The following is a 12,387-nucleotide window of genomic DNA, read 5'->3' on the forward strand; positions in this document are numbered from 1 at the left end:
TCTGAGTGGTCTGCATCACTACGCTGGTGGCGATTCAGCGACCTCTGGAAGGACCCTGACCCATGGCTGCCGACAAGTCTGTCCGCAGAGTTGCCCTGCTCACCGCCGGCGGGCTCGCGCCCTGCCTGTCGTCCGCCGTCGGCGGGCTGATCGAGCGCTACAGCGAAGTAGCGCCCGACGTGGAGATCATCGCCTACCTGAACGGGTACCACGGTCTGCTCAGCGGCCGGCACCTCGACGTCACCCCGGAGGTCCGGGCCAAGGCCGGCCTGCTGCACAAGTTCGGCGGCAGCCCGATCGGCAACAGCCGGGTCAAGCTGACCAACACCGCGGACCTGGTGAAGCGCGGGCTGATCGCCGACGGCCAGAACGCACTGCAGGTCGCGGCCGAGCGCCTGGTCGCGGACGGCGTCGACGTGCTGCACACCATCGGCGGTGACGACACCAACACCACCGCGGCCGACCTGGCGGCGTACCTGCACGAGCATGACTACGACCTGACCGTGGTCGGCCTGCCGAAGACGATCGACAACGACGTGATCCCGATCCGGCAGAGCCTGGGTGCCTGGACCGCCGCCGAGCAGGGCGCGCTGTTCGCCCGCAACATCGTCGCCGAGCACAGCTCGAATCCCCGGATGCTGATCGTCCACGAGGTGATGGGCCGCAACTGCGGCTGGCTGACCGCGGCGACGGCGCTGGCCTACCGCGACTGGTTCCAGCAGCAGGAGTGGAACCCGGGCATCGGGCTGACCGCGGGACGCTGGGACATCGACGCCGTTTACGTGCCAGAGGCAACGATCGACCTGGACGCCGAGGCCGAGCGGCTCAAGGCGGTGATGGACACCGAGGACTGCGTCAACATCTTCCTGTCCGAGGGCGCGGGGGTGCCGTCGATCGTGGCCGAGATGGAGGCCCGCGGCGAGGAGGTCGGCCGGGACCCGTTCGGGCACGTCAAGCTGGACACGATCAACCCGGGCGCCTGGTTCGCCAAGCAGTTCGCCGAGCGGATCGGCGCGGAGAAGACGATGGTGCAGAAGAGCGGGTACTTCAGCCGCTCTGCCGCCGCGAACGACCGCGACCTGGAACTGATCAAGCAGTGCACCGACTACGCGGTGGACGCCGCCCTGCGCGGCGAGAGCGGCGTGGTCGGCCACGACGAGGAACGCGGCGACGAACTCCGCGCGATCGAGTTCCCCCGGATCGCCGGCGGCAAGGAGTTCGACCCCTCAGTGGAGTGGTTCGGCAAGCTCCTCACCGACATCGGCCAGGTCTGACCGACATCGGCCAGTCCTGACCGACATCGGCCGGTGCTGACCGGCGTCGGTCGGTACTGCTGATCGTCTATCGGGAAAGCCGCTCGACCCAGAGGTCGGCGGCTTTCCCGATCTGGTCGAGCACCTCGTCGAAGCCGGAGTCCTCGCCGTAGTACGGATCCGGTACGTCGATGTCGGCGAACAGCTCCACCGGTATCGCCAGCTCCGTCCCGCCGCGCCGGGTCAGCGCCGACAGGTGGCCCGAGTCCATCGCGAGCACCAGATCCCGCTCGGCGAACCAGCAACTGCGGAACTCCTGCGCCCGGTGCGCGCTGCCGTCGTACCCGCGGCGCGCCAGCACGGCGGCGGCGCGGGAGTCCATCGGGTCGCCGATGTGCCAGCCGCTCGTACCGGAACTCGTCACCACCACGTCGTCGAGGCCCGCGGCGGCGAGCTTCGCGCGCAATACGACCTCGCCGATCGGCGACCGGCAGATGTTGCCGGTGCAGACCACCTCGACATGCCTCACCGCGCGACTCACCGACGACTCACCGGATCTCGGCCTTGTCCGGCAGCACCAGGTTGAGCAGCATGCCGACCAGGGTGATCACCAGCGAGCCAAGCAGCGCGGCGACGAACCCGTCGACGTGGAACTGCACGTCCAGCTTGCCGGTGATCCACGAGGTCAGCAGCAGCATCAGGGCGTTGATCACGAAGATCAGCAACCCCAGCGTCAGGATGATGAACGGCAGCGACAGCAGCTTCGCGATCGGTTTCACCACCGCGTTCACGATCCCGAAGATCGCCGCGACGATCAACAGGGTCAGCACCCGGCGGCTGGTGGTGGCGCCCTCCAGCGTGATTCCGCCGACGACCCAGCTCGCGACCGCCAGCGCCACGGCGTTGGCGAGCAACTTGATGATCAAGTTCTTCATACCCCGATCCTGCCACCCCGCCACACCTCGACCACCCCACCCAGACCAACACGCCGCTACGACGGATCCGTGGGGAGGGGGGTAGTGCGTCGGACGGGAGGTGCAGGACTCGCCTACTGTCCTTCCGCTTCGAGTGTATCGGCGTGGCCCGCGGCGGTCGGCGGTTATCCACAGATGACTCAGGACGGCGGGCAGGTGACTCGGGATGGCGGGCAGCTGGCTCGGGATGGTGGGCAGGTGACTCGGGATGGCGGCAGGTGGCTCAGGACGGAGGGGTGGCGATGGCTTCGAGGAGGGACTCCTGGGCGCCGGCGAGGTGGCGGCGGAGCTCCTCGACGCATTCGTCGAGATCGCCCTTCTCCAGCAGGCGGACGAGTTTGCGGTGCGAGGCGACCTGCTGCTTAGCGTCCTGGCGAAGAGCGTCGACCCGGGCCAGCGCGAGCCTGGCCTCGCCGGTGATCGAGTCAGCGGTGGCCGTCAGCCGTTCGCTGCCGGTGAGCGCCACCAGGCTGCGGTGGATTGCCAGGTGGGTCTCCGTCATCGCCTCCGGATCAGCGCCTTCCTTGGCCGTGGCGGCAAACGTGCGCATCGCAGTACGGACGCGCTCCCGGGCAGCCTCGTCCGCGTCGAACCACGCCCGAATCCCGGCGGACTCGAGCACGAACCTGGCCCGGCAGATGTCCTCTACCGCGGCCGGATGCAGGATCGCGACGCTGACGCCCTTGTTCGGCTCGCGGACCGCGAGGCCCTCGGTGACCAGCATCGTCATCGCCTCACGCACCGTACTGCGCGCCACCCCCAGCGCCTCGGCGAGCGGTTGCTCGCGCAGCGGCGTGCCTGGTTCGAGGTCCCCGGCGAAGAGGGCGGCGCGGAGCGCGTCGACCACCCGGTCCACCGTGGTCGAGCGGTCCACTCGCAGCCGTTCGTACATGGGGAGATTCTCGTCCAGTCAGGGTCCGTTGTCGCGCGCGGCACGGGTCGACGGCCCAGCTGTGGATAACTCTCGACATAATGACCTGGTTTTCGGGCAGTCTTTTCCTCAGCGGCCGCCCACCACGCGAGGAGAGCATCTTGAGTGACAGCAAGGCGCTGCCCCTCGCCGGTGGGGTCATGCTCGTCCTTTTCCTGCCCCTGATCATCGTCCTCGCGCTGCTGCTCGGCGTCCTGACCTCGATGGACGACGCCGCGGCCTGTACGACGCCGCCCGCGCCGCAGGAGGCCGCGCTCGCCTTTCCGACCGATCTGAAGGGCCCGCCCGACCAGGGCTGGGACGACGAGGGTGACGAGCAGCACAAGGGCTTCGACTACACCGTCGACAAGGGCAGCCCGGTGTACGCCGCCGAGGAGGGCGAGGTCATCTCGGTCGAGGGCGACTGGATCAAGATCGAGCACACCCCGGGCCTGCAGACCTGGTACAAGTTCTTCGAGTCCAAGTCCGTGCGGCGCGGCTCCACCGTCGATCGCGGCCAGCAGATCGGCACCTCCGGCGAGGGCAGCGAGTCGGCGCCGGGCAAGAGCGGTGCGCACCTGCACTTCGAGTTGTGGGTGCAGCAGGACGAGTCCGGCACCCTCAAGCAGGTGGACCCGACCGACTCCCTGAAGGCCGACACGTCGGCCTCGAGCAGCAGCGGCGGCGCCTGCGGCTGCGACGGACTTGTCGGCAGCAACAACCAGGCCAAGGCCTTCAACTTCTTCGCCTCCAACGGCTACAGCAAGGAACAGGCCGCGGGCATCGTCGGCAACATGATCCACGAGTCCGGCGTGGAGCCGGCCCGGCTGCAGAGCACTCCGCCGGGCACGATCACCCACGCCAGCGACGCGAAGGACAACCCGAACGGCTGGGGCATCGTCCAGTGGACGCCGGCCGGCAAGATGATCAAGCCGTCGCTGGAGGCCGGTCACGACGACGCGACGATCGAGTCGCTGGAGTTCCAGCTGAACTTCCTGAAGTCGCAGCTCGAGGGTGGCACCGACATCCCCGAGGCCAACGCCGGCACCAAGCTGAAGGCCACCTCGACGGTCGAGGCCGCAGCCGTTGCCTTCGGCCAGTACTACGAACGCTTCGCCGGCTCGGAGGACCTGAGCAACCCGCGGTACGCCCAGCGCAAGACCGCGGCCCGGGAGGTGTTCGACACCTTCGGCGGTGGCGCCGGCGGCGGCGAGGCAACGGGTGGCTGTGGCGCGGGCAACGGCGACATCGTCGCGACGGCGCTGCAGCTGGCCTGGGACACCCCGGACCACGGCCACAACCCGAAGCCGGGGTATCCCGAGGCCCAACGGCAGTACAACGGGTCCAAGGGCTACGACGAGCTCACCGACTGCGGCGTCTTCGTGGCGACGGTGATGGTGATGAGTGGCGTCGACCCGGACTACGTGCGCCGCCTGACCAGTAGCCAGCGCGCCTACGTGCGCGGCTCGTCGAAGTACGAAGTGTTCGAGAACCTCACCAACGAGAGCCAGCTCAGGCCGGGAGACATCTTCGTGCACAACGGCCACACGTTCATCTACACGGGTCCGTACGAGGGCAGCAACGGCCAGACGTACAACGCGGCCTCCGCCTCGCTCTACGGCCACGTGCCGGAGGCGACGCACGTGTACTTCTCAGATTCCCGAGGGCACTACACCGTGGCCCGGATCAAGCAGAGCGGTTAGGAGCGCCACGATGGAGGAGAACCGGCGGCTCTGGCTGCTCAGCGGGACGGTGGCCGTGATCGCGCTGGTCGTGATCGGTGGCTTCCTGGTTCTCCGCGGCGGACCCGAGCACACCCTGACGGTGACCTCGGTGCCGAACGACCTCATCCTGACCCTGGACGGGAAGCCGATCGCGGCCAGCGGCGAAGTCAAGGTCAAGCAGGGCAAGCACACCGTGACCGGTGCACGGAAGGGCTTCGAGACCCACACCCAGACGATCGAGGTCGAGGAGGACTCGTCGCTCAAGATGTACCTGTTCTCGAACAGCGCCGAGGGCCGCGCCTGGGAGCGGGAACACCCGGAGCAGACGCTGCAGACCGAGTCCGAGGCTGGCCGGCGGTACAGCGAGATGGACCGCCGCCTGCAGGCGAAGTACCCGATTCTCCAGGAACTGCCGTACATCGGGCCCGGGTTCACCATCAACCAGGGCATCTCGAAGGCGCACCCGGACGACCCCGAGCAGCTCGCGTTCTACATCAAGGTGACGGACTCCGAGGGCAAGAAGAAGGCCCTTGAGTACCTCACCGGACACGGCTTCGACCCCGCGAACCTGGAACTCATCTACACCCGCTGAGCCCTGGGGACCGCCTCCCCGACGACCGGACTCACCCCGGCCCGCGCGTACCGGCGTACGGGTCATGTTGACGACGCCTCCGCCGGACTGCACACTGACTGATTGTCGGACAATCAGAGGATCGGTCAATTACCGATCGGAGTGCATCGAGGTGGGTACATGGGTCAGCCGCTGGCATGGGGTCGCCGTTATCTGATGGTCCGGCCGGACCATTTCCGGATCGACTACGTGATCAATCCGTACATGTCGACCCAGGACCAGCCCGACCCCGAACTGGCGCTGAAGCAGTGGGACTCGCTGCGGCAGGCGATCATCGACGCCGGCGGCGAGGTCGAGGTGCTGGATCAGCGCGCCGACTCGCCGGACATGGTGTACGCGATGAACCTCGGTCTGGGCACCGCGCAGGGCCGGGCGATGCTCTCGCACATGCGGTTCGAGCCGCGCCGCAAGGAGTCGCTGACCGCGGCCGAGTGGTTCACCGAGCATGGTTTCGAGCTGGGCCGCACCGGCGGCGACGGCGTGGGCCCGCACTTCGAGTCCGGTGACGCCTTCGTCTTCGGCGACAGCCTGGTGGTCGGCTACGGCCCGCGCACCGAGGCGGACGCGCTGAAGCATCTCGCGACCGACTGGAACATCCGGGTCCGCGGGCTGCGGATCGCGCACGAGGGGATGTACCACCTCGACCTGCCGTTCTGCCCGATCGACAGCACCCACGCGCTGGTCTACCCGGCCGCCTTCGACGCGGCCGGCCAGGCCGAGTTGTTCGGCATCGTGCCCGACCCGATCGTGCTGACCGACGAGGAGGCGTTCGCCTTCAGCGGCAACTCGCTGGTGGTGAATCAGACGGTGATCATGCCGGCCTGCTCGCCGCGGCTGCGGGAGGTCATGACCGGGCTGGGGCTGCGGGTCGTCGTCCTGGACCTGTCGGAGTTCCACAAGGGTGGCGGCTCGGCGCGCTGCCTGACCAATCCCCTCGATTTCGACCTCGCCGCTGCCGGCGTTGCCGGTGGCGAGGTCGTGCTGCCTGCCTGAGCTGATCTCTCCGTCCATTCGTCCACGAATTGCCCACCTGCAGCCGGGCGTGCTGGACGAATGGACGGAGTCAGCCGAGTGGTGCTGGGCAATTTGTAGGGTCCTCGAACAGGCTGTTCTACCCGGGCGGGACAGGCGTTAGCCTGCGGGCATGACCCCTGACCACGAGGTCCGCTTCCGTTCCGTGCTGGACGATGTCGCGGCTTACAAGCCGGGCAAGCCGCCGGAGCGCACCGACGGCCGGCCGACGTACAAGCTGTCCAGCAACGAGAACCCGTACCCGCCGCTGCCGGGTGTGCTCGCGGCCGCCACCGACGCCGCGGCGAACATGAACCGCTACCCGGACATGGGTGCTCTGGACCTGCTCGAGGCCCTGTCCGAGCGGTTCGGCGTACCGGTCAGCGACCTCGCGCTCGGGACCGGGTCCGTGGCCGTGCTCTACCACCTCCTGCAGGCGGCGTGTGGTGAGGGCGATGAGGTCGTCTACGCGTGGCGCTCCTTCGAGGCGTATCCGATCGCGGTCCAACTGACCGGCGCGACCTCGGTGAGGGTGCCGCTGACCGACGACGCGCGGCACGACTTCAAGGCGATGGAAGCCGCCCTGACCGACCGCACCCGCGTCGTCTTGGTCTGTACGCCGAACAACCCGACCGGCCCGGTGGTCCGCCGGGACGAGTTGCTCGCCTTCCTCGACGTGGTCCCGCGCAACGTGCTCGTCGTCCTGGACGAGGCGTATCGGGAGTTCATCCGCGAGCCGGAGACGATCGACGGCGTCGAGGTCTACCGGGACCGGCCGAACGTCGTGGTGCTGCGGACCTTCTCAAAGGCCTACGGGCTGGCGGGGTTCCGGATCGGCTACGCGATCGGCCATCCGCCGGTGATCGCCGCGATCCGCAAGTGCGCGCTGCCGTTCGGCGTCAGCGAGGTGGCCCAGGCGGCCGCGGTGGCATCTCTGCGGGCCGAGAAGGAACTGCTGGAGCGGGTCGAGGCGCTGGTGGTCGAGCGGACCCGGGTCGTCGACGAGTTGCGCGCTTCCGGTTGGAAGGTGCCCGAGACGCACGCGAACTTCGTCTGGATGCCGCTCGGTGAGGAGACCGTAGCGTTCTCCGAGGCACTCCAGGCCGAGGGCGTGTCGGTCCGGCCGTTCCCCGGTGAGGGCGCCCGCGTCACGATCGGCGAACGCGAAGCCAACGACCTGTTCCTGACCATCGCCTGCGCCTGGCGCCAGTGAAGAACCTGGTCTGGATCTCCGGAGCCTCGTCCGGGATCGGCGCCGCGCTGGCCGCGAGCGTGCCGTTCCCGGACGCCCGGGTGATCGATCTGTCCCGGCGAGGTGGCTCGGTCGAGCACTTCAAGGTCGACCTGGCCGATCCGGCGGACTGGGCACGAGTCGAGGAACACTTCGCAAGGGAAGCGGCCGGGTTCGAGGGCGAGCGGATCATCTTCGTCCACAACGCCGGCACCGTCGTCCCGATCGGCCAGGCGGAGACCGTCGATGCCGAGGTCTACACCAAGGCAGTACTGCTGAATTCCGCGGCACCGCAGGTCCTAGGCCGCGCGTTCCTGCGAGCCACCGCAGGTCTCTCCTGCGAGCGGCACCTGATCATGCTCTCCTCCGGAGCCGCCAAGACCCCGTACCCCGGCTGGTCCGCCTACAACGCCGGCAAGGCTGCCCTAGACCACTGGGTCCGCACAGTCGGCGCCGAACAAGGCCACGAGACCGACGCCGCCCAGCAGGCCGCTGCGGAGACCGCCCAGAACGGCGTGCCCGGCACCACTGCGCCGCGCCCCGCCGGTACGGCGGTGCGCGCGTGCCGGGTGATCGCCGTGGCGCCCGGCGTCGTCGACACCGCCATGCAGGGCGAGGTCCGAGCGGTGGACGAAGCCGCGTTTCCCGCCGTCGAGCGCTTCCGCGAACTCCAGCGCACCGGCAGCCTGACCAGCCCCGAGCAAGCCGCCAACGGCATCTGGTCCCTGCTGACCCGTCAACTCCCCAACGGCAGCGTCCTAGACCTCCGCAACCTCCCCAGCTGACGGGCACCGCCAACCGGCCCTCCGGTCCATCGATCGCCTTCCAGGTGGACCTTCTTACCCCGGCCCACGTCGTCCCGCGACCGCACGGTCGCCGGTCACGCACAAGCTGAGACGCAATCGCCCGGCCCCCGCTGGGACGGGGGCCGGGCGATCGTCGTACAAGAACCTCGAGCCTGAGGCCGTCGGCCGTGAGAGTCGCGCACGGCCCACGAAGAAGCGGCATCGGGAGGAGTGAGGCTGTCTTCCCGATGCCGCTTCAGATGGTGCTACCGGTTCGATCGCCCCACCGAGGCGACCAGTCCGGCGTCCTGCATCACTGACCAGGGAGAGGTCAGTTGTTCTCGGAGTCCTGCTCGCAGGTCTTCAGCGAGTCGACCGAGTTGCCGACCTGGCCGATGCCGACGAGGGCCGTCACGTCGCTGATCGGCACCTGGCCGCCAACGGCGTTGATCGGGATGTCGTTGTGGCAGGCCTGGAACGGGCCGACGTTGTTCTTGGCAACCTCAACGAGGCCGCCGTCGCTCACGCGGTACCACTTGCCACCGTTGTTCTCGGAGTCCTGCTCGCAGGTCTTGACTGCGGTCGCCGAGTTGTGGCCCTGGCCGATGCCCAGGATGCCGGTGATGTCCGTGACGGGCACCTGGCCGCCGACCGCGTTGACCGGGATGAAGTTGTGGCAGGCCTGGAACGGGCCGACGTTGTTGTCGGTGATGGAGACGAGCGAGCCGTTGCCCTTCACCCAGTACCAGTGCTTCCCACCCTTGCCGTAGCCCTTGCTGGCCAGGGAGGCGGCGTCGGCAAGGCCGCTGGTGGCCTTGGTGTTGTCGTCGATCATGTTCGCGCTGACGACGGTGGCCAGGCCCAGCGTGGCAACGGTCGCCACAGCCGCTGCAGCGGCGATCTTGCGTGTTACCTGCATTATGCGAGGTTTCCTTTCGGGTTTGACGGATTCGTCTTAGTGGGTAACGACGGGTGATGGGGCGGGTTACAAATTTCTTCGGCACTTTTTTCGTTCAGGCGGGAATCTTCGGTGACCCATAGCAGCCGGGTGATGGGTTCGCTTCCGCCGCAGGGAACTGGTCTCTGACCAGGCAACTTGTGCGCCGGTGAGGCTGACCTGCCGATCAGCGACCGGTCCGGACAGGCGTTGCCATAAGCCCGTAACCGATCGCCGACTTCGTCGTTAGCAGATCGCGGGCGGACGGCTCGACCGTGATTCATGAGTGTTATTCGGCGGGCTCGGTGGTCGCCGAATCAGGCATTATCATGTTGAACGGATTGTCGCCGCACCATTGCCGGAGTTTCGCGCGCCGTGTTTTTTCGGGGCACGGTGCCGACCGGCGACCAGGCCCGCTGCCGCGCGCATCGGCAGCGGTGGGAGACCCGGGCACCTCATGGGAGCCCGGGTTCTTCCTTTTCCGGAGAGTTCTCCGAGGCGCGCCGTCTACAGGGCGCGGCGGCGCTCGGCGCTGACCACCAGCGCGACGCCGAGGACGACGACCGCACCGCCGAGCAGGATCTTGGTGGTGACGTGCTCGTCGAGGATCAGCCAGCCGAGGAAGACGGCGACGACCGGGTTCACGTAGGCGTAGGTGCCGATCAGCGAGATCGGGGCGTTCGCCAGCAGGTACGAGTAGGCGGAGTACGCGAGCAGCGAGCCGAAGGCGACCAGGTACGCCAGAGCGATCCAGCCCGAGGTGTCGACCGCGCCGAGGTGGAGCCGCCCGGGTTCGCCGCGCAGTACGCCGATCAGCACCATCGCGGCGCCGCCGATCGCCATCTCGTACAAGGTGGCCACCAGTGGGTCCTTCGGCAGCCCGAGCCGGGGCGAGAAGCGGGAACCGACGGCCCAGCTGATTGTGCCCAGCACGAGGATGGCGACCGAGATCGGCTTGGCGCTGGTGTCGCCGCCGGACAGAGAGAGCAGTGCGGCGCCGGCGAATCCGATCAGGACGCCGAGCCAGGTCAGCGAGCGAGGACGTTCGCCGCCGCCGACTCGCAGCAGCATCAGCCAGAGCGGCACCGCCGCGACCAGCAGTGCGGCCAGACCCGACGGCACGGTCTGCTCGGCGACCGCCACGGTGCCGTTGCCGAAGGCAAGAAGCAGTAGTCCGACCACGGCCGAGCCGAGCAGCTCACGCCGGCTGACCCGCAGTCGTCGTACACCTGACCTGAGCGCCAGGAAGGCGGCCAGCAGAACCGCGGCGACCAGGAACCGCGCACTCATCCCGAGCATCGGCGGGATCTGGGCGTCGACCACGATCCGGATCGCCAGATAGGTCGATCCCCAGACGACGTAGACCACCGCGAGCGCCGACCAGATCATCGCGCCCGACGCGGGCCGGATGCCGGTCTCAGGCAGTACTGCGGGCGCGGGTGCGGCGGCCATCGATCATTCCCTCGTGCGTCATGGGTGTAATGCAAAGACGATCCTGACACTAGACCCGCCCCCGAGCCCACCACAAGGGACTTTCCAGCCACCGAACCGGCCAGATCCGGCCACGCCGGAGTGCACGCAGAGTGCACCGGCGGTACCGGTAACGCCCATCGGCCCTCGGTGGTCAATAACAAACCCCTCAGGTCGCGGCATCTAGAGGAGCAAGGGGGGTGCCATAGCGGCGAGGGAAGGTCCGGCGTACTGCCTGACTGACCACAGCCGATATCGCGGCCCGAAGACAAGCGAGTTCTGGGGCTCCCGCGAGGCTGAGAAGAAGGGCACTGAGATGTTGCATGTTTCATCGACACTGGCGCCGCCGTGTGGTGCACCGGCACCAGAGCCGCCACCGTCGGCTGCGTCCAGCGCCGGCCGGGCCATCCGGCGAGTGATCGCGGCGCTCCTCACAGCGCCACTGGTGGGGCTGTTGCTCGCAGCGATGCCGTCGGCTCAGGCGGCACCGGATCCGAAGCTGACCATCACCGACGTCAGCCTGAACCGCACCGCGGTCGCGGTCTCCGGACTCAACACCGTGCCGATCGGGGTCCGGGTCAAGGGCGGCTACAACTCCGCCGACTCGGAGAACGCGAACATCCCCCTGGTGGCCCATCTGCAGCGGACGAGTGGAACTGGGAGGCTCACGTACCTGGTCTCGGCCGATCTGCCGCGGGTGTCGGGCACCACGCAGAACGGCGAGTGGGCCGGAGTGGTGAACGTTCCCTCGACCGCCGACGGCACCTTCAAGGTCATCGGGGTGACCACGGGACCGTTCAGCCTGACCGTCTACGGGACCGAGATCGAGCCGACGCCGTTCGACGGACCGGCGCTGTCCGTGGCCGGCTATCACCAGCCGAAGGTCACCGCCTCGGTGACTCCGCGGCTCGTACCGTTCGGATCCGGCTACTCAATCACCTGGACGGTGACCGACTCGGCGACCGGCAAGCCCTACGCGACCCGGTTCGCGGTGATGCTCGGCGTCGACAATCAGTGCGTCGAGTCCCTCACCGGCGTATTCCTGCGCACCAGTTCGAGCGGGACCGTCACCAAGGCGTATCCGGCGTCGGCCGCGCAAGCCGTCAACTGCCTTCGGATCGCCGGCAAACCGCTGGACATCACCGGTCTGGGCCTCGTGGTCGCTCGGCCCGGGATCGTCTCGGCCGTGCCGTCGGCGACCAGCGCGAAGGTCGGCACGATCGTGCCGGTCAACGGCAACGTCCTCGGCTCACCGGCAGCCTGCAAGGTGACTCTGCAACGCCTGTACGGCGCGTCCCAGTGGCGTGGTGTCAGCACCGCCGCGATCCGGCAGAGCGGGCGGTTCACCGTGTCCGCCCAGCCGGCGTACAAGGGCCTGATCCCGTACCGGGTCTACTTCCCCACCTGCTATAACTTCCACTCGGGTGTCAGCAAGGTCTTCTACATCCGCGGCCTCTGAGC

The 12,387-nt window shown here is 68.2% G+C and carries 12 protein-coding genes; 7 read left to right on the forward strand and 5 right to left on the reverse strand.

The genetic code is table 11. The annotated features are described in order from the left end of the window. Positions 1-62 precede the first annotated feature (62 nt). Positions 63-1,274, forward strand: a complete 1,212-nt coding sequence (locus ABD255_RS09765) for a pyrophosphate--fructose-6-phosphate 1-phosphotransferase (RefSeq protein ID WP_344212086.1) — start codon at positions 63-65, stop codon at positions 1,272-1,274. 67 nt (positions 1,275-1,341) lie between these two features. Here the strand turns inward: ABD255_RS09765 and ABD255_RS09770 are convergent, their stop codons facing one another. The 3 genes from ABD255_RS09770 to ABD255_RS09780 all read right to left on the reverse strand — a co-directional run bounded on the left by ABD255_RS09770 (position 1,342) and on the right by ABD255_RS09780 (position 3,119). Then, positions 1,342-1,794: a low molecular weight protein-tyrosine-phosphatase gene (locus ABD255_RS09770; RefSeq protein WP_344212088.1), complete on the reverse strand. Its 453-nt coding sequence runs from the start codon at positions 1,792-1,794 to the stop codon at positions 1,342-1,344. A gap of 7 nt (positions 1,795-1,801) precedes the next feature. Continuing rightward, complete coding sequence (locus ABD255_RS09775) at positions 1,802-2,188, reverse strand: phage holin family protein (protein WP_344212090.1); 387 nt, start codon at positions 2,186-2,188, stop codon at positions 1,802-1,804. A gap of 262 nt (positions 2,189-2,450) precedes the next feature. Next, positions 2,451-3,119, reverse strand: a complete 669-nt coding sequence (locus tag ABD255_RS09780) for a GntR family transcriptional regulator (RefSeq protein WP_344212092.1) — start codon at positions 3,117-3,119, stop codon at positions 2,451-2,453. Between the two features lie 140 nt (positions 3,120-3,259). Between ABD255_RS09780 and ABD255_RS09785 the strand changes: the two genes are divergently transcribed. The 5 genes from ABD255_RS09785 to ABD255_RS09805 all read left to right on the forward strand — a co-directional run bounded on the left by ABD255_RS09785 (position 3,260) and on the right by ABD255_RS09805 (position 8,519). Continuing rightward, on the forward strand, positions 3,260-4,840 hold the full coding sequence (locus ABD255_RS09785; protein ID WP_344212094.1) for a phage tail tip lysozyme: 1,581 nt from the start codon (positions 3,260-3,262) through the stop codon (positions 4,838-4,840). Between the two features lie 10 nt (positions 4,841-4,850). Next, positions 4,851-5,453, forward strand: a complete 603-nt coding sequence (locus ABD255_RS09790) for a PEGA domain-containing protein (protein ID WP_344212096.1) — start codon at positions 4,851-4,853, stop codon at positions 5,451-5,453. Positions 5,454-5,612: 159 nt separating this feature from the next. Beyond that, a complete protein-coding gene (locus ABD255_RS09795) occupies positions 5,613-6,485 on the forward strand; it encodes a dimethylarginine dimethylaminohydrolase family protein (protein ID WP_344212098.1) in 873 nt (290 codons plus the stop codon). A gap of 151 nt (positions 6,486-6,636) precedes the next feature. Then, complete coding sequence (hisC, locus tag ABD255_RS09800) at positions 6,637-7,716, forward strand: histidinol-phosphate transaminase (RefSeq protein ID WP_344212100.1); 1,080 nt, start codon at positions 6,637-6,639, stop codon at positions 7,714-7,716. Next, entirely contained in the window at positions 7,713-8,519 is an 807-nt protein-coding gene (locus tag ABD255_RS09805; protein WP_344212102.1) for an SDR family NAD(P)-dependent oxidoreductase, read from the forward strand. The genes hisC and ABD255_RS09805 overlap by 4 nt, the downstream gene beginning before the upstream one ends. A gap of 331 nt (positions 8,520-8,850) precedes the next feature. Here ABD255_RS09805 and ABD255_RS09810 read toward each other — a convergent pair whose 3' ends face one another. Together ABD255_RS09810 and ABD255_RS09815 are read right to left on the reverse strand one after the other, a co-directional pair. Next, on the reverse strand, positions 8,851-9,438 hold the full coding sequence (locus ABD255_RS09810; protein ID WP_344212104.1) for a hypothetical protein: 588 nt from the start codon (positions 9,436-9,438) through the stop codon (positions 8,851-8,853). A 525-nt stretch (positions 9,439-9,963) separates the two neighbouring features. Beyond that, a complete protein-coding gene (locus tag ABD255_RS09815; protein WP_344212106.1) occupies positions 9,964-10,908 on the reverse strand; it encodes an EamA family transporter in 945 nt (314 codons plus the stop codon). Positions 10,909-11,371: 463 nt separating this feature from the next. Between ABD255_RS09815 and ABD255_RS09820 the strand changes: the two genes are divergently transcribed. Continuing rightward, positions 11,372-12,385: a hypothetical protein gene (locus ABD255_RS09820; protein WP_344212108.1), complete on the forward strand. Its 1,014-nt coding sequence runs from the start codon at positions 11,372-11,374 to the stop codon at positions 12,383-12,385. The last annotated feature ends 2 nt before the right edge of the window (positions 12,386-12,387 follow it).

It is taken from the genome of Kribbella sancticallisti, assembly GCF_039530625.1.
Taxonomy (GTDB): domain Bacteria; phylum Actinomycetota; class Actinomycetes; order Propionibacteriales; family Kribbellaceae; genus Kribbella; species Kribbella sancticallisti.

Excerpts from the sequence above, each read along its gene's own strand:
- ABD255_RS09765 (WP_344212086.1), top strand. The coding sequence starts at position 63 with ATGGCTGCCGACAAGTCTGTCCGCAGAGTTGCCCTGCTCACCGCCGGC.
- ABD255_RS09775 (WP_344212090.1), bottom strand. The coding sequence starts at position 2,188 with ATGAAGAACTTGATCATCAAGTTGCTCGCCAACGCCGTGGCGCTGGCG.
- ABD255_RS09780 (WP_344212092.1), bottom strand. The coding sequence starts at position 3,119 with ATGTACGAACGGCTGCGAGTGGACCGCTCGACCACGGTGGACCGGGTG.
- ABD255_RS09790 (WP_344212096.1), top strand. The coding sequence starts at position 4,851 with ATGGAGGAGAACCGGCGGCTCTGGCTGCTCAGCGGGACGGTGGCCGTG.
- ABD255_RS09795 (WP_344212098.1), top strand. The coding sequence starts at position 5,613 with ATGGGTCAGCCGCTGGCATGGGGTCGCCGTTATCTGATGGTCCGGCCG.
- hisC (WP_344212100.1), top strand. The coding sequence starts at position 6,637 with ATGACCCCTGACCACGAGGTCCGCTTCCGTTCCGTGCTGGACGATGTC.
- ABD255_RS09810 (WP_344212104.1), bottom strand. The coding sequence starts at position 9,438 with ATGCAGGTAACACGCAAGATCGCCGCTGCAGCGGCTGTGGCGACCGTT.
- ABD255_RS09815 (WP_344212106.1), bottom strand. The coding sequence starts at position 10,908 with ATGGCCGCCGCACCCGCGCCCGCAGTACTGCCTGAGACCGGCATCCGG.